Origin of the sequence: Mesorhizobium sp. M1078, assembly GCF_040318615.1 — a bacterium.
GTDB lineage: Bacteria > Pseudomonadota > Alphaproteobacteria > Rhizobiales > Rhizobiaceae > Mesorhizobium.
Genome location: NZ_JAMYMP010000019.1, coordinates 12,883 through 32,781, shown reverse-complemented (window position 1 = coordinate 32,781; position 19,899 = coordinate 12,883). Strand labels below are relative to the sequence as shown.

Sequence of the window (19,899 nt, the reverse complement as noted above, 5' to 3'; positions counted from 1 at the left end):
TTATGTTTTTTGAACTGATGGGACGGTCGCATGGGGGGAAAGACACTTACGCGCGCCGACCTTGCCGAAGCTGTTTACCGTAAGGTCGGCTTGTCACGCACTGAATCGGCAGAACTCGTCGAAGCGGTGCTGGACGAAATCTGTGAAGCCATCGTACGCGGCGAGACGGTGAAGCTGTCGTCCTTCGCCACCTTCCACGTCCGTTCCAAGAACGAACGCATCGGCCGCAATCCCAAGACCGGCGAGGAAGTGCCGATCCTGCCGCGCCGGGTGATGACCTTCAAGTCGTCGAACGTGCTGAAAAGCCGTATCCTGCGCTCGCACCAGAACAGCAAGGCCAAGGGCGGCAAATAGGTTCTGCCGCAGGCTTCGGTTGAAAACGCCGGGCCGTTTTGACGCCGGGCTTGAATATTGTTTCATAAACCGCTGAAATGATACCCGATTCGGCAGACTGGGCCGGATCGCCGTCCAGCGTGAGGATTTCGCCCATGGACAAGAGCCCCGACGCTTTCCGCACCATCAGCGAGGTCGCGGAGGATCTCGATCTGCCGCAGCACGTGCTGCGCTTCTGGGAAACCCGTTTCAACCAGATCAAGCCGATGAAGCGCGGCGGCGGCCGCCGCTACTACCGGCCACAGGATGTCGAACTGATCAAGGGCATCCGCCACATGCTCTACGACCAGGGTTACACGATCAAGGGCGTGCAGAAACTGCTGCGCGAGAACGGCAACCATTTCCTGGTCGCCATCGGCAATGGCGACATGGCTGCCGTCGAAGCGATCTCGCAGCGCAGGCAGGCCGATCAGGTGCCGCTGACGCCAGCCGCCCAGCCGCGCGGCATGGATGACGAGATGCTGGTTGGTCAGCCCAAGGTAAAACCCAGCCGCCGCTTTTTCGGCCTGGGCAAGACCGAGGAGGAAGGTCCGGTCCAGCCCGGCGCATCGAAACTGTCGCGCGACAACCGGGCCTTGCTGCAGGAGGCGCTGTTCGACCTCCTGGAGTGCAAGCGCCTGCTCGACCAGGTGCGCTAACCTTTCCGCTGCCCTCGGGCAAGCAGACCGGAACCGGTTCTGCGGCCATGCGTTTGGCCTTCTCTCAAAAGAAGGAAAAACAATCATGGTATCGCTTTCGACCCTCTCCGATCTCGATCTCGAAAAGCAGGTCGCGACCCTTTCCAAAGAGCTCGCCGCGTTGCGCAAAGTCGTGGCCAAACGCGGCGGTGCTTACTACGAGGACGGGCGCGATGCCGCTTCGGACTATTATGGGCAGCTTGCCGACCTTGTCAGCGATGCGCTGCCGGCGATCAGGAAGCAGGGCAGGGCGATCGAAAAGACGGCGCGCGATCGTCCGGCAACAGCCGCTGCTGTTGGGTTGGTCGTGGTTGGCCTTCTCGCCAGCTTGTTGCTCAGCCGGCGCTAAAACAATTCACGAAAACAAAAAGAAAATGGCGGCCGTCCCGCGGACGGCCGCCATTTCCCTGATCTGCGGCCGATTACTTGGCGAGCTTGATCTTGGCCTGCGGCGAAACCTGCGCGGTCTGGCTGCACTTGCCATAGACAGTGCCATTCTTGTCCGTGGCGTCGGTATAGGTGCCTTTGCACTCGATCGAGAGCACCAGGCAATGACCGGAGCCCTTGCAAACCGCGCCGCCGTCGCCCGTGGGATGCGTGCCGTTGGCGAAAGCCGAGGTCGGAACGGAAGCCGAACCGAAGGCCGAGACGACGAAAGCCGCGGCGAGCGTGATGCGCTTGAAGTTGGTCATTTGAGCATTTCCTTCTCTGGATCGAGGATCGCCACCATGGCGTCCTTCTGTGTTGGGATCGCCTTATCGGCGTCCATGCCGGGTTAGTGCGGCCTCCAAAGCAAAGGTTCATGCGTGGTTCGAATTTTCTTCGCGTTTTTTCGCGACGTCGATTTTTAGCCTTCGCCAACGGACGGCGCCTGGCGGGGCCGGCCGGCATCGATCATGCATTTCGCGTGAAGTACGTTGACGTAGTAGCGCGGCATCCCATGCGAAGGTCGCACCGTGGCGTGCCCAAATGGCCAGCCAAGACCGAGTCCGCGCCTCGCTCTTGTCAGGTGGCGGCAGCAGTCATTGCCGCCACTTGGCACCGCGCTTTCTGCCACTCCCGGCTGCGACTATAACGCCAGTCCAAAGATACCGGCGGAGGAGACGGGCGTGGTCGCAAATTACATCGACGAGTTCATCATGTTCTGCGCTGGGCTGTGGATGACAGGCGTTGGTTTTGGGCTGCTCCAAAGTCCTTTTCAGGCCCAGAAAGGTCAGCAGCCATGGTGGCTGCAGGTCGCGAAGCATTTCAAATGGATGGGACCGCTTTTGATTTTGATCGCAATAGTGCTCGCGTTCGCGGCGCCGTCCTAGCGGGTTCCGACAGCATTGAGAGACCCGTGGTGTCCTGCAACTGGCAACCGCTGTGTTGTCGGCCTTGCGCCTGATACGTTCGTTGGGGTGCGCTGTGGTTGCTCGCGTTCTGGCGCATCGGCGCCATCGAATCCTGCCTTCAGCTTTTCCACGTGTCGCCTGGCAAAAACCAACGGGAAGGCGGCCTTGGCGAGGACTCCAGGGCCAGCCTTCCCGTTGGGCAAGTCGGCCGTGTCAGGCCTTCTTGGCCTCCACCTTCTTGTGGTGGTGGTGGTGGTGGTGGTGGTGGTGATGGTGATGGCGGTGATGCTTGTTGTGATGATGATGATGGTGGTGATGCTTCTTGTGCAGCGGTGCTGCGTCGGCGCTGCTGGCGCCGATGAGCGGCAGAGAGACAGCCAGGGCAAAAGCCAGCCCGAGAGCCGACAGGAGGGACTTCTTCATGACTTCGTTTCCTTTTCTGCGCGGGCTGAATTTGGCCGTCACCGAGCAAGATCGGTGCCGGTGAACCCCGCAGTCATGACTATCGCCTCCGAACTTTTCGACAGTTTTTCCGGACTGTAGAATTTTGTTTCTGGATTGTGTCTGGCGGCTTCGTCGGCAACTTACATCGGCGGAATGACGCCGTTTGTGCCGACAACGACCCGGCCCGCGGTCAGCTTGCCGTCACTGCCGCGCTCGGCGTTGACGAACACCACAGCGCCAGGCTTGAGGTCGGCGGGCGTCGCCGGCGCGAAGGTCACCACCGGCGTCGTCTGCGGGATCGCGATCTGCTTTTTCTGGCCATTGTCGTAGGTCAGCGTCACCGTGCGACCTGCAATCTCGGTGACATCGGCGACCGTGCCGTTGGTCATCCGGCTGTTGGGCTCGAGATCCCACGGGCGGTCGCCTTCGCCGGCGCCATTCAGCGCGGCCGGGAAGATCACCACCTCGAGCGCGCCGCTGCCGCCATCGGCCTTCGAAACAGAGGCAATGCCGAGGAAATCGCCTTGCTTGATATCCCCGGCATCCGCCTTGGCGACGCCGGAAATCTTCCACCCTTCAGCCAGCGCGATGGCGTCGGTAGCGCCTTCGCGGGTCTTCACCGTCAGCGTCGCTCCGGCAAAGGCGGTCACCGTGCCGCGAATGCGCACGGCCTCGGCGGCTTGCGCCGCGACCATGCTCGCGCCAGCGAGGCCTGAAATCGTGGCGAGCACGATGGCTGATGTCTTGAATGTCATGGATCTGATCCTCTTGGGAAAAGCTGGCCCGATGCGGCTGCCAGCAACATCAGGCTAACGCGCGAGCGGCGCAAAACCGCTGAACACTTCGGCCTGCGGCCCTTCAAAAGAACTTGATTGGGAGATCGGGGCGGAGATCCTATATGTGCCCTGGCGCCTGCGGTTTTGACGCCGGTTCACGATGCTGTGACGGTCGGTTTGGGCCTTGGCAAATCGCCGTCAAGCGGGCATTGTCCCGGCTCTCAGGCAACACCCTATCATTTGATCCAAAACTCTTTAGCCCCATGGAGTTGCCAATGGCCCAAACTGCAAAACACGAACCCTTCTCCAGGCTGGCGGCCGACGTTGCGCTCGAGCACCCCGGCCTCAAAGCCATCCGGGAGACAAAGGGATACAGTATTGAAGAGCTTTCCCTGACCTGCGGTCTGTCGACCAGCGAGATTGCCGACATAGAGAGCGGCAAGGACACCGATCCGACGAAACTTCGCCGGATCGCCGCAGCATTGCAATTGCCGGAAACGGCCCTGATCGATGCCCCGGCGCCCACGGCGCCTGTGGAAAACCGGTCCGTTTCATAAACAACGGCCAAGCGTCGTTCAACAAGCCCGCCATGGTTTGCCCTGGCGGGCTTGTTGCATTCGCCCAACGGCGAATGTCACTTCTTGCTCGGATCGTCCGCCGGGTTGACGTAGGTGATCGCGAACGGCCCCTCGCCATGAACCTGGACGATCGTAGCGCTTGTCGTCCAGGCGTAATGGTTCATTCCCTGTGGGGCTACGCCGAAGCCGCCGGCGGTCAGTTCGATGCCCTTGGTCTCGTCGAGCTTGTCGCCCATGCCGATATGAAAATTGCCGGAAATCACCGTCACATATTCCGAGGTGGGATGGTTGTGCGCGGCAATCCTGTAGCCGGCCGGCAGCTTCAACCGCAGCACGTAGATGCCATCCTTCGAGGGGTCCCCGGCGATGACAGCCATGTCCGCGCCGGCGGGCAAGACAGCAGGAGCAGGGCCCCATTTGATGGCGTCCGCGTTTATCGGCATGTCGTCGGCAAGCAGCGGCGCCGTCCCGACAAGCAGCAGCGCCAGAGCCGAGGCGAGCTTGAGCATGATGATCTCTCCGGTTGGTCGTGGGAGCACAGCATCAGCGCCGGCCCTGGTCCATTGCGACCTACCAAGGCAGCAGCCCGAACACATCTCCCGCACGGGGGATGCGCCTTGCGTTGCTGACATGCGGCGCGACCCGCCTGGCCTGGTATCGCTGCAGCCGTCGAGGGGCGGGGAGGTTGCCGCCGACCGAGCGTGAAGCTATCCAGTGTGAACGCTAACCGTTTTCGAATGGGACAATGCCGAGATGAGCCTTGAATCCGTGCGCGCCTTCCTGGCTGCCCATGCGCCCGATGTCGAAGTGCTCGTCACCGAAGCGAGTTCCGCGACGGTGGCGCTGGCGGCTGAGGCGCATGGCGTGGAGCCGGCGCAGATCGCCAAGACCATCTGCCTGCGCGTCGGCGGTGAGACCATGCTGATCGTGGCCGGCGGCATGTCGAGGCTCGACAACCGCAAATTCAAGGACCGTTTCGGCGGCAAGCCGCGCATGCTTGACGCCGACGAGGTTGTCGCGATTACCAGCCATCCCGTCGGCGGCGTCTGCCCATTCGGCCTGCCGGCGCCGCTGCCGGTCTATTGCGACGTCTCGCTGCGCGCCTTCGATGAAGTCGTGCCCGCGGCCGGCGCCACCAACGCCGCTGTAAGGCTCAGCCCGCAGCGCATGGCACAGATTGTCGGCGCCGAATGGGTTGATGTCTGCCAGTAGTGAATCGTCGGCTGATTTCAGCAGGAGATTTCTGGGAGCAAAACGACTGCGAGCGCAGCTAGTAGAAGATTGAACGACCCATTATACGTGGCGGAATGAACGACGTTTTTGGTTACATCGCCTATGGTGAGAACGGGCTTTACCATCGCGGCGCGCTACTCAGCGCCCTCAAGCTTTTGCACCATTGCCCGACCGCCAGAATAGTCGTCGCAACGGACAGGACTGACCTCTTTCGCGCTTATCCTGTTGAGACAATGCTCATAACGGCCGAACAGAAAGACCAGTGGTCTTTCGGCGGAAGCTACCATTTCGGTATCAAGGCCGGGGCAATGCGTGAGCTTTTGCAGCGAGCAGATCGGCTCCTTTTCATGGACACCGACATGTACCCGGTGGGTGACCCGTCGAAGGGCTTCCGCTCGATCTCTGCGACCCATTCCTCTATGCGCCTGTGCGAAGGGCCGCATCGCATCTATCAGAACGCGCTGCCGGGCAAGAACATCAGCGTCGGCGGCCAGGTCCTGACCGGCAAGGAACCGATGTGGAACAGCGGCATCGTCGGGATCCACCGGGACAACCTCACAGCCATGGTGGACGCCTTCGCTGCTATCAAGGCCGTTCATGAGGTGACCGACACTTGGGCGCCCGAGCAGTTCTGCCTCGGGGTAGCCCTTTCTCAAAACGGCCGAACCATAAGCCCTCATAGCCTGCCGATCCGACACTACAATACCCGAGGCAAAAAGCAGTTCGCTGAGCCGCGTGTTCATGCGTTCTTTAACGCGTACGGCATGGCGCCAGTCGGCCAGCAGGTTGCAAAGGCCAGTCGATATCGTCTATGGCGGACTCCCGCGGATCTCTTGCTCCAGAAGCTTAAGAGGTCACTGTGACGGGGTGGCTGCGCACGAGGAATCTGTTTCGATCCAAGCTGCCCCCAAGCGTGACCGTTGGACGTCACACCTATGGGGTGAGCCGGAAGAAGGTGCTTGGAGCGTCTGCCGCCACTCCGTTGGCCCTTGGGGCGTTCTGTTCGGTCGCCGGCAACGTGAGCTTTGAATGTTCCGGGGGAAGCCACGTGCCTTGGGCTGCAACCACTTTTCCGATCCACAGCCGCATGATGGACACGACTGATCTCAATGCGCACGGCGGCAAACCCGTCGGCATTACCATCGCCAATGATGTCTGGATCGGCCGCCAAGCGCTGATCATGCCAGGCGTCCACATCGCGGATGGCGCTATTGTTGCGGCCGGCGCCATTGTCACCAGGGATGTGCCGCCATACGCGATCGTCGGCGGGGTCCCGGCCAAGCTTATCCGGTATCGCTTTTCACAGGATGTTATTGCGAAATTGCTGGCGATCCGGTGGTGGGAATGGAGCGACGAGAAGATCAAGCAGGAGGCTGCTTTTCTCACAGGTCCCATCGAACTCTTTGTCGAGCGGCACGCCAGCATGACGGCTTAAGAATGCATCTTGTTTGCGGGAAATCGAAAAGACGGTAGCCACCTTGGGGGAAGCGGCCAACTATTTGTTTGGTCGGAGTGGCCGGATTCGAACCGACGACCCCTTGACCCCCAGTCAAGTGCGCTACCGGGCTGCGCTACACTCCGGACCGCGCAAAGCCATATATTTTCAAGGGTTATGGTGCAAGCGCTAAAACGGCGCGTTGGACCGGAAAAGTCGCGAGGCATCCGGCCTTGTCGGCGCAACGCCAAGACGGTATGGCTTGCCCAATACCGATAAGAAGGATTGCGCGTGGCAAATTCCTGTTTTTTTCTAGCGGCCGACGCCAACTATTTCCCATATGCATGCTTGGCGGCGCGCAGAATTCTGGACGTTTCGGGAGACGCAACGCCAGGCTTCATCCTGCATTTCGGCGCACGCGATGCCGATATGCGTGTTGCTGAACGCCTGCTGAAGAATCGCCTTCGCATAATGGACGTGTCGGCGTTGTTTGCGCAGGCCGGTCATACTTTCCGGCCAAGCAATGTCGGCACTTTTGTTCGGCTTTTCGCCGACCAACTGCCTCAGTTCGCGGACTATGACCGCATCGCCCATGTTGATTGTGATGTCCTCTTCAATCGGGATATAGGTGACCTGTTGGGCCAGACACTTCATGCCCCATTGTTGGCCGCCCATGACGATTATATGTACTTCCGCCCGGGCTACCGCCACAAATTGTCGATGCAGCCGGGAGCGCCTTACTTCAATGCCGGCATCATCGTCTTCAACATGCCGCTGGTGCGTGAACAGGGACTTTTGCACCGCGCCAGAGATGTCGCCGTTGCCGGGCAGATGAACGATCAGAACGCGCTGAACATCGTCTTCGAGGGCAAGTGGCAGACGATGCATCCGAACTGGAATTTGATGTCCAACGATACGAAGGAATTTCGGTTCGCCCAAGCCTATGCCCGGCATTTCGCCGGCGGCAAGCCGTGGGGGAGCCAGGTCGACGTGGAACTTGAGGCGCTTGCCGTCTGGCGCGGTCTGGCAAGGGATACGCCCTGGCTCCAGCCCTTCCGGCAGCGCATTCCCTTCGAGCGAGGCGTCATGAGGCGATTCGCTCGCAGGTTCGACGGCATCATGGGGATGTTGCCTGACAAGGATCGGTATCGGCGGCGGGCAAGGTATGATGGGAGCAAGGTGCATAGGATATATGCCGAGCATGCCCTTGCCGGTGCGATGGCCGTGCAATTTCCTGAAATACTCGGCGGCTTCGCTTGAGACATTCGCGACTTTGATCCGTAAGGCGCAGGGCAGGAGAATTAGACTGTGTCGCAAAAGCCATGCTTCTTTTTCGCCGCCGATCAAAGGTATTTTCCGTACACCTGCTTGGCGGCGCGCCGTGTGTTGGATTTGTCCGGCGCCGTCGACGGCTTTATTTTGCACACCGGCGTCATTCCCGGTGACGACCGGTCTGCCGGTGAGCGTTTGCTCGATGGGAGGATCGGCATCATCGACGTGACGAAATTCATGGAGGCGACGAACTTCAACCGTGGAACGCATCCCACCCTTGCGACCTACATCAGGCTGTTTGCCGATCAATTGCCTGAATTCGAGCCATACGACCGCATCGCCTATTCAGACGCCGACGTGCTTTTCAACCGATCGATAGCCGATCTCTGCAACACCCCGCTCAATGCACCGTTGCTGGCCGCTCACGACGAGCAGAGTTACTTCGATGCAAAGTACAGGCAACATCTGCCGATGCAGCCTGGAGCGCCGAAATTCAACGCCGGCGTTCTTCTCTTCAACATGCCCCTGCTCAGGGCTGAGGGGCTTCTGGAGCGCACGCGGCAGCTGGCGTCCGAGCATGTCTACGGAATGGATCAGGGCGCATTGAACGTGGCCTTCGAAGGCCGATGGCAGACGATGCACCCGTTCTGGAACGTGATGACCAACTACAGCAGCCAGCTCCCTTTCAGCAGGTGCTATGCGCGGCACTTCGCGTGGGGCAAACCTTGGGAGCCTCGGCCAGTCGGTGTCGAGGTCGACGCCATGGCTGTCTATCGCGACCTGGCGAAAGGCACCCCCTGGGCCGGACGCTTCAGCCGCAGCTGGCCGGTCAAGAGAGGGTTGATGAAGAATTTTGGCCGCAAGTTCGATGCCATCAGCGGCATCTTGTTGAACGACGAGAAGCGCAAACGCAGGGCGCGGTTCGACGCCGAAAAGGTCAGCGCCATCTTTGCCGATCACGCCAACAAATCGATGCTGGCAGTGCGGTATCCCGAGCGGGTGACCGGTATCGCGAGATAGAAGAAATCGTCGATCGCAATTCGTTCCGAAGGCGAAGTCATCCGAACTCGGCGGCTTTCCCATCGGTTCGGATTGCGGCCACCGCCCGCAACCCGCGCTGATGCCTGTATTCCAGCGCGATCGCGCCCCAGATCAGGCCGAGCAGCAGGTAGACATGGCGCCAGTGGTCGATGTCGATGAAGGTGCCGAGCCCGATATTGCCGATGAAAGCGACGTAGGCGCAGAGCAGATAGGGCTGCCATGGCCGGTCGCGCAAAAGGATGCGGAAGCCGGCCGCGATCGTCCACAGCGTCAGCGACAGGAACGAGACGAAGCCGAGCCAGCCATAATCCATCAGCGTCTTCAGCCAGATGTCGTGCGTGTCTTCGCCGAAAATGGTGCCGAACACCAGCGGGCCGATGCCGAGCGGATGTTCGAGCGCCATCTCGAAGCCGATCGTGTAGCGGGCAAAGCGGCCAAGGCGCGCCGTGTCGTAGCTCTGTTCGAGCTGGGCGCGGCTGGAAAACATCTCGCCGACGCCGGGCAGCTGCAGGATGACGATCATGGCGACCACCAGCAGGGTGATGGCGGCAATGCTCATGATGATGACGCGCAGCCGGAACTTGCCGCTGTTGCTTTGCAGGAACAGGGCGCCGGTGAGCAGGATGGCCGAGACGGCGAACATGCCCCAGGCGCCGCGCGAGAAGGAGAAGAAAATGCCGGCGGTGATGATCAGCAGCGGCACCGCCAGAAGCGGCATGCGCGCGATCGAGCCGGTCAACAGGAGATAGAGCAGATAGATGCCGGGCAGCACCAGGAATGGTCCGAACACGTTCGGATCCTGGAAGGCGCCCTGGGCGCGGTCGTATCTGGTGAAGATTTCAGCGCCGGGGAAAGCGTGGAAATAGCCGGCAATGCCGAGCAGCGAGGTCACCACCGCGGAGACGACATAGGCGATGAAGATCAGCCGGTAGAGGCCGGGCTGCACCGCCGTCACCGACGAGAAGAACACTGCGGTGAACGCAAGAAACAGCGAGACGGCGAGATAGAGCGGTGTGTTGGCGAGATCGGCCATCTGCGTCATGGCAATCATGCCGCCGATGTTCATCGTGATCAGCAGCACGAGCAGCGGCACGGCGGCGCGCGATATGCGCAGGCCAAACAGCACCCACACCCCGATCAGCCCGACCATGAAAAGATCGTAGGGCGCCGGCTCGTCGATGACGAAGCCTGACAGGAAGACGCCGAAAAACACCGCGCCCGACGATATCAGCGCGATCAGCTTGGCATTGACCGCAGCCTGCGACAAATCATGGGAAATCGCGCTCAATAGGCGTTTTCCGTGTTGAGCAGCCGCAGCGGCGTCATGAGCAGGATGCGCAGATCGAACAGCATCGACCAGTTCTCGATGTAGTAGAGGTCGTATTCCGTGCGCATGCGGATCTTCTCATTGGTGTCCATCTCGCCGCGCCAGCCATTGATCTGCGCCCAGCCGGTAACGCCGGGCTTGACCTTGTGGCGGGCGAAATAGCCGTCGACCACCTCATTGTAGAGAAGGTTGTGCGACTGCGCGGCAATCGCATGCGGGCGCGGGCCAACCAGTGACAGCGTGCCGAACAGCGAGTTGAAGAACTGCGGCAGCTCGTCGATCGAGCTCTTGCGGATGAAGCGGCCGACGCGGGTGACGCGCGGATCGTTCTTGGTCACCGTCTGCTTGGCGGTCGGGTCCGAGCGGTCGGTATACATGGAGCGGAATTTGTAGACTTCGACGATCTCGTTGTTGAAGCCGTGCCGCTTCTGCTTGAACAGCACCGGACCCTTGCTGTCGAGCTTGATGGCGATGGCCGTCGCCAGCATCACCGGTGAGAACAGGATGATGCCGATCAGCGAGAAGACGATGTCGAAGGCGCGCTTGGCGACCGAATCCCAGTCGTTGATCGGCCTGTCGAAGATATCGAGCATCGGCACCGAGCCGATGTAGGAATAGGCGCGCGGGCGAAACTGCAAAGCGTTCGAATGCGCCGAGAGCCGGATGTCGACCGGCAGCACCCAGAGCTTCTTCAGCAGCTGCAGCACGCGCGTTTCGGCAGTCAGCGGCAGCGACACGATCAGCATGTCGATGCGCGCGATGCGAGCGAATTCCATCAGCTCCGAAATGGTGCCGAGCTTGGGATAGCCGGCCACGATCGGCGGCGAGCGCTTGTCGCCGCGGTCATCGAAGATGCCGCAGATGCGGATGTCGTTGTCTGGCTGCTTCTCGACCGAGCGGATCAGCATCTCGGCCGCCTTGCCGCCGCCGACGATGACGGCGCGGCGTTCCATGCGGCCGTTGCGCGCCCAGCGCCGGATCAGCTTCGACATCACCAGCCTGAGGCCGAACAGCAGAAGCAGGCCGACGACAAACCAGGTGCCGAACAGCAGACGCGAATAATCCTCCGACATTTTCATGATGAAGGCCGTCAGCGCCATCAGCGCGAAGGTGCCGGCCCAGACCATCAGCACGCGGCCGAGATTGGAGATCGGTCGCATCAAGGCGGAGATCTGGTAGCAATCGCTGACGTCGAGCAGCACCACGGCCACGAATGACGCCGCGGCAATGGTCAGCGGATATTGCCAGGCGAGATAGTTGAAGAAGCCGACAAAGTGGAAGTAGAGCGCGAGCCCCGACAGGAACAGCAAGCCGAATTCGACGATGCGCAATACGCCGCTGACCATGACCGGCGACATCGTATCGCGCCGGTATTGCGAGGCGACCTGGCGGGCAACACTGTTCATGCCGCCGGGCGTGGGGCTCTCGGCAGGACTGTCGAATTTGCGCACCGCATCGGCCGAAAAGCGGCGCGTGGGGTCGGTCTCGTTCATCGGGTTTCCCACAAGCTTCCGCGATGACGATAGCAGAAAGAGAGCTAAAAAAACCTTGAGACAACTTATGGTTTTGGACGGTCGTCTATCTGTTGAGCGCGGCGAAATAGGCCTTTTCGATTTCGGCGGCCATCACATCGGCGCCGAATCGCGCCTTGAGGCTGGCGGTATCGGGCATGACGCGCCGGTAGGCGTCGAGATCGCGCAGCGCTTCACCCACCTTGTCGCCGAGTTGGCGCGGATCGGGACGGATCAGGGCAGGGGATCCCTCACCGAAGATTTCGGGAATGCCGCCGACGGCCGTGGCGATCATCGGCCTGCCTGCGGCCAGCGTCTCCAGCACGATATAGGGCATGGCTTCCGCGCGCGACGGCACAACCACGAGGTCGGCCAGTGCAAAGGCCTCCCTGGCTGACATAGGCGGCAAGAAGCGGACCTGTTTTTCGAGGCCCAGCCGTTTCACCTGCGCATGGTAGCGCGGCAGGTCGTCGCCATCGCCGACCATGACCGCGGTCAAGCGGCGCTCAAGCTGGGACCCGGCCAGCACCAGCGCGTCGATGAAAATGTCAGGCCCTTTGAGGTCGCGCATCATGCCGATGTAGAGCAGGTCGGCTGCGTCGGGCTGTGTGACCACCGGCTCGAATTCGGCGGCGCGCAGGCCGTTATAGACCAGCGTGTTCGGGATAGGCGGCTCGCCGACCTTCCTGCGATAGGTGCGCCGCTCATAGTCGGAGACGAACAGCAGGCAATCGGTGAAGCGCCCCATGAAGCGCTCCAGCGCGAAGAACAGCTTTCCGGTGGTCGTCGTTTCGTCATAGTGGAGGGAGCCGCCATGCGGCGAGTAAAGGCGGGCTACGCGAGACCTTGATACCCGCAACAATGAGCCGAACAGACGGGCATAGGCGCCACCTTTGGCGCCGTGCCCGTGCAACACGTCCGGCCGCAATTCCTTGATGATTCGATAGGTACGCCAAGCGGAGGCGAGGTCGCCCGGTCCGACATGGCGCTGCATCGGCGTGCGATGGATACCGAGCGCCAGGCTGTCCTTCATCTGGTCGAACAGGCGTTCCTCGTATTGGCCGCCGGTGGTCGAATCGCAGACGATGCCGACAGCATGTCCGGCGGCGAGCTGGGCCTCCGTCAGGTCGCGCACATGCCGGAAGATCCCGCCGACGGGTGAGCGAAAGCAGTGGACGATCCTGAGCTGGTCCGCCACGTTGATGTCAGAACAGGCGTTCGCGAACGTAGACCGTGTCGCCCGGCAGCAGCGGATCGGAGGTAACCACCCGGCCTGTCATCACCTTGCCGTTGATGTCGCGGGTGATGTCGACGCTTTCCTGGTTGGCGCGCGGCGAGAAACCGCCAGCAATCGCGATGGCCTTCTGCACGGTGAGGCCCGGCACGTAGGAATACTGGCCGGCGGCACCCACTTCGCCCATGACGAAGATCGGCCGGTAGCGATCGATCTCGACCGACACGTCGGGGTCGCGCAGATAGCCTTGGCGCAGTTTGTCGGCGAGCGCTTTTTCCAGCTGCTGGGCCGTGTGGCCGCGCGCCGGCACCGCGCCGACCAGCGGGAAGGACATGTAGCCGGACTGGTCGACACTGTAGGTGTTGGTCAGACCGTCCTGTTCGAACACCGTGACGCGGACACGGTCGCCGGCGCCGAGCCGATACGGCTGGTCGAGTACCTCGTGGAAGGCCGCCGGCGTCGGCCGGTAGCTGGAGCAGCCGGCGAGCATCGACACGGCCAGCAGAGCGCGAAACAGACCAGCAGCGCTTTTCATGATCGGACACACACCTTCGTCGCTATGGCCGCCAGGACACGGCGGCAAACCTTAAGGATCTGGGTTCGTTATCATCCTGTTAGGGTTAATGGCCGGTAAAGGGACGCGGCCGATTTGGCGGCAATCGACAATAAGCCGTATAGTTTTGCTGGCTTTGTTTACCGGATGTCAGCAAACCCTAACAGCTGCTTGCCGCGATCTTAACGGCTGAGTTACCATAGTTGTTTACGCTACCATCTAGCCTCATGTTCCGGAGCAGGAATGCATGTCCGACCAGTCCGCGGCCGCAGATGTCGATGTCGACCTGAGACAGCTCTTCGCCAGCCTGGCGCGGAACTGGCTGCGCATTCTTGTGATCACGATTCTCGTCACTGGTCTCGCCTTCGCGTTCGCGTGGCTTGCCACGCCGCATTACAAGGCGACGACGCAGCTGAAAATCCAGTTGAGCGAATCGGCCTATACGCGGCCTGCCGGTACCAATGAAGACGACAAACCTGTGCTCGATGCGGAAGGTGTAGCAACTGAGGTTCAGGTCATTTCCTCGTCCGACATTCTCAATAAGGTGGCTGGCAATCTGCACCTGGGCGACAAGCCCGAGTTCAACGATGCGCTCGGCATGTCGCCGGTAGCCCGACTTCTTGTCATTGCCGGACTGAAAAGTGATCCGGCAGAGATTCCGCTCGAAGAGCGCGTGCTGACTAAAATGCGCGACAAGCTAAACGTCTATGGCGTGGAGAAGACGCGTGCCATCGCCGTCGAATTTTCCTCGGAAGACCGCCAGCTTGCCGCCGATATTCCGAATGCCATCGCCAAGGCCTACATGGCCTATCAGGCGGATGCCAAGACCACGTCGAACGCGGCCGCGACCGCCTTCCTCGGGCCGGAGATCGAGGAGCTGCAGAAGCAGGTCAGGGATGCAGAGGCCAAGGTCGCGGCCTTCCGCTCCGCTCAGTCGGACCTGTTGATGGCTGGCAACAATTCGGTGTTGGCGACACAGCAATTGTCCGAACTATCGAGCGAGCTGTCGCGTGTGCGCGCCAGCCGCGCCTCGGCTGAGGCAACGGCCGAAAGGGTGCGCCAGGCCCTGCAGAATGGCGGTTCGCTGGACGCTGTACCCGAAGTGCTGTCTTCCGATCTGATCCAGCGGCTGCGCGAGCGTCAGATCGAGCTCAGAACCAACATCGCCGATCTTTCCACCACTTTGCTCGACAACCATCCGCGCCTGCGGGCGATGAGGTCGCAGCTAGCCGATCTCGACGGTCAGATCCGCAACGAGGCGCAAAAGATCATGCGCGGGTTGCTGACGCAGGCGCAGACCGCCCAGGCGCGCGAAAACCAGCTGATATCGGACGTCAACAAGCTGAAAGCGGCGTCGTCGCGCGCCGGCGAGGAGCAAGTCCAGCTGGATGCGCTGCAGCGTGAGGCGAACGTCCGGCGCCAGCAGCTTGAATCCTATATGGCGAGCTTCCGCGAAGTGTCCTCGCGCAAGAATTACCTGCCGGTCGATGCCAGCGTGTTTTCCGAGGCGCGCGTGCCGTCGGAACCCTATTTCCCCAAGCTCGTGCCGATCGTCGGCGCCGCCTTCGTCGGCTCGCTGGTTCTGATGTCGGTCATCACGCTGCTGCAGGAGCTGTTTTCGGGCCGCGCCATGCGTCCGGCCCCAGGGGCGCGCTTCGAGCGTATCGAGCAGGTTGCGATGCCGGCAATGTCGGCGCCGGTAGTCGACCCGGAACCGGCTCCTGAGGTCGTGGAAGTGGACGATCAGCCGACGACCATGGAGTCTGAACTGGCGCCAAAGCCCGAGCCGGCTCCTGCAGTGCAGGAGGACGCAGCGATCGCCGGTTCCGAACCGCAAGCCGAACCTGAACCTGTCCGCTCCAGCCTTGGCGAGATCGATGTCGAGAAGGCGGCGGAGAAGCTGATCGCCAGCGGTGCTGCGCGCGCCATCTTCGTCTCGCCCGAAGGCGATGAGGCCGCGGCCTCGGCAGTGCTGGTAGCGCGCGAAGTCTCCGACGCTGGCCTGCGCGTGCTGCTGCTCGATCTCACGGCGTCAGGTGCCGCCTCGCGGCCGATGCTGGACAGCGGACTTTTCCCCGGCATCACCAATCTGCTGGCTTCGGAAGCGCAGTTCAGCGACGTCATCCACGCCGACCTCTATTCGGACTGCCACGTCGTTCCCGTCGGCACCGCCGATCCGGTGCGCGCCATGCGCGCCGCCGACCGGCTGCCGATCATCATGCAGTCGCTGACCACCGCCTATGATCTGGTCATCGTCGAATGCGGACCGGCCGATGCGCAAGGCATCAGCCGACTGGTCGGCGACAGCACCGAGGTCTTCATGTCCATGCTGCAGGCGGACGATGAGGTGGCGCAGGCCGCCGTCGAGCTGATCGAAAGCGGCTATCCCGACCTCACTCTGGTGACGCCGATCGGCCACGAGACGCCGGGTAACCCGGTGCCGGGACGACGTAGCGCCGCCTGAGACATCGGACAATTCAACTTAGGCGGCGCTACTACGGATTGGCTCGTCCATCGCCCGCCGGCTCCCGAAAAACCAAGCTTGTCAGTCGGCGCCGGGATCTACCCCAACTCCAGGGTTGTCACGCCAAATATTCGGCGCGAGTCGACCTTCGGAGGCGGGCCCTTGTACATGCGCGTGGTGGTGAAGGTCGGCCTGAAACCAATTGCTGAAAGCGCCGTGGTGAAATCGAAATTTTCGGCAGGAACGTCGATATGCAGGTCGCCACCTTCGCATGCGGCAGCCAGACTGCCCATGAGCTGCATCGCCGTCTCGGTGTCGTCGGCAAACAGCGGGCCGATCTTGTAACCCGAACGGCAGGGACGAGCCACGGCGTAGCCTATGGTGCCGAGTGAACTGATCGCGGCGAACCCGCAATGCGGCGGCTGCGCCCAGCGGTGCAGGAAGGCTCGTCGAGGCGCGGGGAAACAGCGGGCGTCATAGACGATGATGTCGGGCACGAGTTGCGTGGTTATCATGCGCACCCCTTCGCTTCGGACGGGCGGGGTCGCGATACGGCCGCTGAAGCGGATGGTTTCGTACGCCGAGCTGAATCCCGTGCGGCGATAATTCGCCAGCTGCGCGGCGACCCCGTCGAGGCCGACCGTTCGGCCGGCCAGCCTGGCCATGCCCGCATTCCAGACTGCTTTGCCATGGCCTTTGCCGCGCATGTCTGGTCGGCAGATGTAGAGACCGATGAAACCGAAGTTGCCGCCATAGGCGACAGCCGAGATGGCGGCGGTCATCTCGTTGTCGACAAAAGCGCCGATGAACCCTTCAGGATCGGTTGGCCGGAACGCGGCGGCATCGTCAAGGCCAGGGTTCCAGCCTTCAGCCGCCGCCCAGTCGATGAGAACGGTCAGTTCCGGCGGAGACAATGCGCGGACGGTAGGCTTCATAGCGTTCACTCCGCGGCGACCACCCCCGGCGAGAAGGATTTCAGCACGCCGCGATAGGGCTTGGCCAGCGGGCTGGCATAGGCGCCGCGCTTCGAGGTCGACAGGCCCAATGCGATCAGCGCCTCGGCCTGTTTGAGGGCGGCGCCGACGCCGTCGATGACGGGCAGGTCGAACTCTTGCTGCAACCGGTGTGCCAGGTCGGCCATGCCGGCGCAGCCGAGCACGATGGCCTCGGCGCGGTCTTCCGCTATGGCGCGGGCGATCTCGGCGCGCAGTTTCTCGACCGCGCCGGAAGCAGCGTCTTCGAGCGAGAGTACGGGAATGTCGGCGGCGCGCACGCGCGCGCGCCCGGCCATGCCGTAGCGCTGCACCAGCCCCTCGACAGGGACACGCGAGCGTTCGGTGGTCGTCACCACTGTGAAGCGCTGGGCAATGTAGGAGGCGACACTGAGTGCGGCCTCGCAGATGCCGATGACCGGAATGGAGGCCATGGCGCGTGCCGCATCCAGGCCGGTATCGTCGAAGCAGGCGATGATGGCGGCCTGAGCCCCGGCACGTTCGCCGGCGGCGATCTCCATCAAAAGGCCGGGCACGGCCAATGCCTCGTCATAATAGCCCTCGATCGAGGCCGGGCCCATCGAGGAGGTGACCGCGATCACCTCGGTCCCGGCGCCGGCAACGCCGCGCGCCGCCGCCGCGATCGTCTCGGTCATGCTCGCCGTTGTGTTGGGGTTCACCACCAGTATCTGCACAATCAAACCCTGGCCCGCCTGCGGCCAACATAGAGGATGGCGCCCAGTGTGGCCAGGATCACCAGGAAGGAGAACACGGTGGTCACCGTGCCCAGCGCGTAGAGCACCGGCGTCGTGACATTGGTGGTCATGCCGTAGATCTCGAGCGGCAGCGTGTTGAAGGTGCCCGACGTCATCAGCGTGCGGGCGAACTCGTCATAGGACAGCGTGAAGCCGAACAGGCCGACGCCGATCAGGCTCGGCGCGATCATCGGCAGCACGACATGGGCGAAGGTCTGCCAGGAGTTGGCGCCCAGGTCACGCGCGGCTTCCTCATAGGCGGGCGAGAAGCGGTTGAAGACGGCGAACATGATGAGCACGCCGAAGGGCAAGGTCCAGGTCAGGTGCGCGCCGAAGGCCGATGTGTACCAGGCTGGGCGGAAGCCGACCTGCTGGAAGACGACGCCGATGCCGAGCGAAATGATGATCGAGGGTACTACGAGGCTGGCGACCGCCAGGTAGAACAAAGCGGTGGCGCCACGAAATTTTTGCCGGAAAGCGAGCCCTGCCAGCAGCGACACGACGACGGTGACGATCATCACCATAAGGCCGAGCACGAGCGAGCGCTTGAAGCTGCCGCCGAAATCGCCGACCGCCTGGCGCTCGAACAGATTGGCGAACCAGTGCAGCGACACGCCATTGAGCGGGAAGGTGAGGCCGCCGGTCTCGCCTTGGAAAGAAAGGATCAGGATCGCCGACAGCGGGCCGTAGAGGAACAGCACGAACAGAGTGAAGAAGACCGCAAGCACATAGAATTCGAGGGTGCGTTTTTCGTGGCTCACCTCAAAGCTCCTTGCGGATGTCGACGATGCGCAGGATGCCCGCGACCATCAACAGTACCAACACCAGCAACACTACGGCATTGGCGGCGGCTGCGGGATACTGCAGCAGCGACATCTGGTTCTTCATCATCAGTGCGACCGACGCGCTCTGGCCGCCCGACATCACCTGCACAGTGGAGAAATCGGCCATCACCAGCGTGACGACGAAGATGGTGCCGATCGCCATGCCGGGCTTGGCCAGCGGGATGACGACGTTCCACAAGATCTGCCAGCCGGACGCGCCGGCATCGCGCGCGGCCTCGACCAGCGAGCGGTCGATGCGCATCAACGTGTTGAAGATCGGCGTTACCATGAACAGCGTGTAGAGATGCACCATGGCCAGGACCACGGCGAATTCCGAATAGAGCAGCCATTCGATGGGTTTTGGCACCAGCCCCAATTGCACCAGCGTCGAGTTGATCAACCCGTTACGGCCAAGCACCGGGATCCACGAGATCATGCGGATGATGTTGGAGGTCAGGAACGGCACCGTGCAGACAAGGAACAGCACCATCTGCATGGCGGTGGTGCGGATATGGAAGGCGAGGAAATAGGCGACCCAGAAGCCGATGAACAAGGTCAGAGCCCAGACGATGGCAGCGAATTTGATGGTGTTGAGATAGGTCTTCCAGGTGACCCATGATCCCAGCACGTCGGAATAGTTCGTCGTCAGGAAATCCGGATACATGGCGGCGAAGTCATAATCCCAGAAGGAGACGACGACGATCATGATGATTGGCAAGAGCAGGAACGCACCGAGGATGAGCGCCAGCGGCGCCGATTGGAGGTAGGGCGTGACGGCACTGATGGAGAAGCGCCGGCGTCTGGCGGGCTTGGCTGCTGCGATGGCGGGGCGTTCGAGCGCGACTGTCATTGGGAAAATCCTCCGCGTGATCGCGATGACTTGCGATCCTTCGCGCCCCCCTCTGTCCTGCCGGACATCTCCCCCACGAGGGGGGAGATCGAACTCTCATAACGGCCTTCGCCAAACTCCAACGTTGCTAACGAAGAGCCGGCCATGACGCTGCCAATCTCCCCCCAAGTGGGGGAGATGTCCGGCAGGACAGAGGGGGGCGCGAA

At 61.8% G+C, this 19,899-nt stretch carries 23 protein-coding genes and 1 tRNA gene; 11 read left to right on the top strand and 13 right to left on the bottom strand.

Translation table 11 applies throughout. The features are described 5' to 3' along the window. Window positions 1-30 precede the first annotated feature (30 nt). From NKH38_RS22410 to NKH38_RS22400, 3 genes are all read left to right on the top strand, one after another. The gene (locus NKH38_RS22410) at window positions 31-354 is read left to right on the top strand and encodes an integration host factor subunit alpha (protein WP_006201891.1); all 324 of its coding nucleotides are present in this window, start codon (window positions 31-33) and stop codon (window positions 352-354) included. Window positions 355-488: 134 nt separating this feature from the next. Then, window positions 489-1,031, top strand: a complete 543-nt coding sequence (locus NKH38_RS22405) for a MerR family transcriptional regulator (RefSeq protein ID WP_023669374.1) — start codon at window positions 489-491, stop codon at window positions 1,029-1,031. An 85-nt stretch (window positions 1,032-1,116) separates the two neighbouring features. Then, window positions 1,117-1,419, top strand: a complete 303-nt coding sequence (locus tag NKH38_RS22400; RefSeq protein WP_023669375.1) for a hypothetical protein — start codon at window positions 1,117-1,119, stop codon at window positions 1,417-1,419. Between the two features lie 73 nt (window positions 1,420-1,492). Here NKH38_RS22400 and NKH38_RS22395 read toward each other — a convergent pair whose 3' ends face one another. After that, window positions 1,493-1,762, bottom strand: coding sequence for a hypothetical protein (locus NKH38_RS22395; protein ID WP_023715401.1), 270 nt, complete (start codon window positions 1,760-1,762; stop codon window positions 1,493-1,495). 417 nt (window positions 1,763-2,179) lie between these two features. Between NKH38_RS22395 and NKH38_RS22390 the strand changes: the two genes are divergently transcribed. Further along, window positions 2,180-2,383 carry a hypothetical protein gene (locus NKH38_RS22390; RefSeq protein ID WP_023669377.1) on the top strand — a complete coding sequence of 68 codons (204 nt, stop codon included), beginning with the start codon at window positions 2,180-2,182 and terminating at the stop codon, window positions 2,381-2,383. Window positions 2,384-2,617: 234 nt separating this feature from the next. On the opposite strand, the gene NKH38_RS22385 is transcribed toward NKH38_RS22390, so the two are convergent. Together NKH38_RS22385 and NKH38_RS22380 are read right to left on the bottom strand one after the other, a co-directional pair. Beyond that, on the bottom strand, window positions 2,618-2,827 hold the full coding sequence (locus tag NKH38_RS22385; RefSeq protein ID WP_352741799.1) for a hypothetical protein: 210 nt from the start codon (window positions 2,825-2,827) through the stop codon (window positions 2,618-2,620). A 161-nt stretch (window positions 2,828-2,988) separates the two neighbouring features. Continuing rightward, window positions 2,989-3,603, bottom strand: coding sequence for a hypothetical protein (locus NKH38_RS22380; protein ID WP_352546001.1), 615 nt, complete (start codon window positions 3,601-3,603; stop codon window positions 2,989-2,991). A 296-nt stretch (window positions 3,604-3,899) separates the two neighbouring features. Here NKH38_RS22380 and NKH38_RS22375 point away from each other — a divergent pair, with 296 nt between their 5' ends. After that, window positions 3,900-4,181 carry a helix-turn-helix domain-containing protein gene (locus NKH38_RS22375; protein ID WP_023715403.1) on the top strand — a complete coding sequence of 94 codons (282 nt, stop codon included), beginning with the start codon at window positions 3,900-3,902 and terminating at the stop codon, window positions 4,179-4,181. 77 nt (window positions 4,182-4,258) lie between these two features. On the opposite strand, the gene NKH38_RS22370 is transcribed toward NKH38_RS22375, so the two are convergent. Then, on the bottom strand, window positions 4,259-4,711 hold the full coding sequence (locus NKH38_RS22370) for a cupin domain-containing protein (protein WP_023715404.1): 453 nt from the start codon (window positions 4,709-4,711) through the stop codon (window positions 4,259-4,261). A gap of 244 nt (window positions 4,712-4,955) precedes the next feature. Between NKH38_RS22370 and NKH38_RS22365 the strand changes: the two genes are divergently transcribed. The 3 genes from NKH38_RS22365 to NKH38_RS33440 all read left to right on the top strand — a co-directional run bounded on the left by NKH38_RS22365 (window position 4,956) and on the right by NKH38_RS33440 (window position 6,870). Beyond that, window positions 4,956-5,414, top strand: coding sequence for a YbaK/EbsC family protein (locus tag NKH38_RS22365; RefSeq protein ID WP_023669382.1), 459 nt, complete (start codon window positions 4,956-4,958; stop codon window positions 5,412-5,414). Between the two features lie 95 nt (window positions 5,415-5,509). Next, window positions 5,510-6,298: a hypothetical protein gene (locus NKH38_RS22360; RefSeq protein WP_023730865.1), complete on the top strand. Its 789-nt coding sequence runs from the start codon at window positions 5,510-5,512 to the stop codon at window positions 6,296-6,298. Next, on the top strand, window positions 6,295-6,870 hold the full coding sequence (locus NKH38_RS33440; RefSeq protein WP_245259907.1) for a CatB-related O-acetyltransferase: 576 nt from the start codon (window positions 6,295-6,297) through the stop codon (window positions 6,868-6,870). Before NKH38_RS22360 ends, NKH38_RS33440 begins: the two co-directional genes overlap by 4 nt. 69 nt (window positions 6,871-6,939) lie before the next feature. Here the strand turns inward: NKH38_RS33440 and NKH38_RS22350 are convergent. Next, window positions 6,940-7,016 (bottom strand) — tRNA-Pro (locus NKH38_RS22350). A 145-nt stretch (window positions 7,017-7,161) separates the two neighbouring features. On the opposite strand from NKH38_RS22350, the gene NKH38_RS22345 reads away from it, so the two are divergent. Next, window positions 7,162-8,130: a glycosyltransferase family 8 protein gene (locus NKH38_RS22345; RefSeq protein WP_084569958.1), complete on the top strand. Its 969-nt coding sequence runs from the start codon at window positions 7,162-7,164 to the stop codon at window positions 8,128-8,130. A 48-nt stretch (window positions 8,131-8,178) separates the two neighbouring features. Next, window positions 8,179-9,162 carry a glycosyltransferase family 8 protein gene (locus tag NKH38_RS22340; RefSeq protein WP_023730868.1) on the top strand — a complete coding sequence of 328 codons (984 nt, stop codon included), beginning with the start codon at window positions 8,179-8,181 and terminating at the stop codon, window positions 9,160-9,162. Window positions 9,163-9,199: 37 nt separating this feature from the next. Here the strand turns inward: NKH38_RS22340 and NKH38_RS22335 are convergent, their stop codons facing one another. From NKH38_RS22335 to NKH38_RS22320, 4 genes are all read right to left on the bottom strand, one after another. Beyond that, window positions 9,200-10,471 (bottom strand): O-antigen ligase family protein, encoded by a 1,272-nt coding sequence (locus NKH38_RS22335; RefSeq protein ID WP_352762238.1) that lies wholly within the window; start codon window positions 10,469-10,471, stop codon window positions 9,200-9,202. Then, window positions 10,468-12,003 (bottom strand): undecaprenyl-phosphate glucose phosphotransferase, encoded by a 1,536-nt coding sequence (locus NKH38_RS22330; protein WP_023689486.1) that lies wholly within the window; start codon window positions 12,001-12,003, stop codon window positions 10,468-10,470. The genes NKH38_RS22335 and NKH38_RS22330 overlap by 4 nt, the downstream gene beginning before the upstream one ends. An 85-nt stretch (window positions 12,004-12,088) precedes the next feature. Next, entirely contained in the window at window positions 12,089-13,219 is a 1,131-nt protein-coding gene (locus tag NKH38_RS22325) for a glycosyltransferase (RefSeq protein ID WP_352762239.1), read from the bottom strand. A gap of 7 nt (window positions 13,220-13,226) precedes the next feature. Beyond that, window positions 13,227-13,790 (bottom strand): polysaccharide biosynthesis/export family protein, encoded by a 564-nt coding sequence (locus NKH38_RS22320; protein ID WP_023669390.1) that lies wholly within the window; start codon window positions 13,788-13,790, stop codon window positions 13,227-13,229. Between the two features lie 265 nt (window positions 13,791-14,055). Between NKH38_RS22320 and NKH38_RS22315 the strand changes: the two genes are divergently transcribed. After that, window positions 14,056-16,272: a GumC family protein gene (locus tag NKH38_RS22315; protein WP_352762241.1), complete on the top strand. Its 2,217-nt coding sequence runs from the start codon at window positions 14,056-14,058 to the stop codon at window positions 16,270-16,272. Between the two features lie 98 nt (window positions 16,273-16,370). Here the strand turns inward: NKH38_RS22315 and NKH38_RS22310 are convergent, their stop codons facing one another. From NKH38_RS22310 to NKH38_RS22295, 4 genes are read right to left on the bottom strand one after another with little or no spacing between them, the layout of a single operon-like run. Next, entirely contained in the window at window positions 16,371-17,207 is an 837-nt protein-coding gene (locus NKH38_RS22310; RefSeq protein ID WP_023669392.1) for a GNAT family N-acetyltransferase, read from the bottom strand. Between the two features lie 5 nt (window positions 17,208-17,212). Further along, complete coding sequence (locus NKH38_RS22305; RefSeq protein WP_352762299.1) at window positions 17,213-17,959, bottom strand: aspartate/glutamate racemase family protein; 747 nt, start codon at window positions 17,957-17,959, stop codon at window positions 17,213-17,215. A 2-nt stretch (window positions 17,960-17,961) separates the two neighbouring features. Further along, entirely contained in the window at window positions 17,962-18,780 is an 819-nt protein-coding gene (locus NKH38_RS22300) for an ABC transporter permease (RefSeq protein WP_023669394.1), read from the bottom strand. A gap of 1 nt (window position 18,781) precedes the next feature. Then, window positions 18,782-19,693 carry an ABC transporter permease gene (locus NKH38_RS22295; RefSeq protein WP_352762243.1) on the bottom strand — a complete coding sequence of 304 codons (912 nt, stop codon included), beginning with the start codon at window positions 19,691-19,693 and terminating at the stop codon, window positions 18,782-18,784. Between the last annotated feature and the right edge of the window lie 206 nt (window positions 19,694-19,899).

Bases quoted from the DNA above. Each gene is read 5' to 3' on its own strand.
- NKH38_RS22410 (WP_006201891.1), top strand. From the start codon at position 31: ATGGGGGGAAAGACACTTACGCGCGCCGACCTTGCCGAAGCTGTTTAC.
- NKH38_RS22405 (WP_023669374.1), top strand. From the start codon at position 489: ATGGACAAGAGCCCCGACGCTTTCCGCACCATCAGCGAGGTCGCGGAG.
- NKH38_RS22400 (WP_023669375.1), top strand. From the start codon at position 1,117: ATGGTATCGCTTTCGACCCTCTCCGATCTCGATCTCGAAAAGCAGGTC.
- NKH38_RS22395 (WP_023715401.1), bottom strand. From the start codon at position 1,762: ATGACCAACTTCAAGCGCATCACGCTCGCCGCGGCTTTCGTCGTCTCG.
- NKH38_RS22385 (WP_352741799.1), bottom strand. From the start codon at position 2,827: ATGAAGAAGTCCCTCCTGTCGGCTCTCGGGCTGGCTTTTGCCCTGGCT.
- NKH38_RS22380 (WP_352546001.1), bottom strand. From the start codon at position 3,603: ATGACATTCAAGACATCAGCCATCGTGCTCGCCACGATTTCAGGCCTC.
- NKH38_RS22375 (WP_023715403.1), top strand. From the start codon at position 3,900: ATGGCCCAAACTGCAAAACACGAACCCTTCTCCAGGCTGGCGGCCGAC.
- NKH38_RS22370 (WP_023715404.1), bottom strand. From the start codon at position 4,711: ATGCTCAAGCTCGCCTCGGCTCTGGCGCTGCTGCTTGTCGGGACGGCG.
- NKH38_RS22365 (WP_023669382.1), top strand. From the start codon at position 4,956: ATGAGCCTTGAATCCGTGCGCGCCTTCCTGGCTGCCCATGCGCCCGAT.
- NKH38_RS22360 (WP_023730865.1), top strand. From the start codon at position 5,510: ATGAACGACGTTTTTGGTTACATCGCCTATGGTGAGAACGGGCTTTAC.
- NKH38_RS22330 (WP_023689486.1), bottom strand. From the start codon at position 12,003: ATGAACGAGACCGACCCCACGCGCCGCTTTTCGGCCGATGCGGTGCGC.
- NKH38_RS22320 (WP_023669390.1), bottom strand. From the start codon at position 13,790: ATGAAAAGCGCTGCTGGTCTGTTTCGCGCTCTGCTGGCCGTGTCGATG.
- NKH38_RS22315 (WP_352762241.1), top strand. From the start codon at position 14,056: ATGTCCGACCAGTCCGCGGCCGCAGATGTCGATGTCGACCTGAGACAG.
- NKH38_RS22310 (WP_023669392.1), bottom strand. From the start codon at position 17,207: ATGAAGCCTACCGTCCGCGCATTGTCTCCGCCGGAACTGACCGTTCTC.
- NKH38_RS22295 (WP_352762243.1), bottom strand. From the start codon at position 19,693: ATGACAGTCGCGCTCGAACGCCCCGCCATCGCAGCAGCCAAGCCCGCC.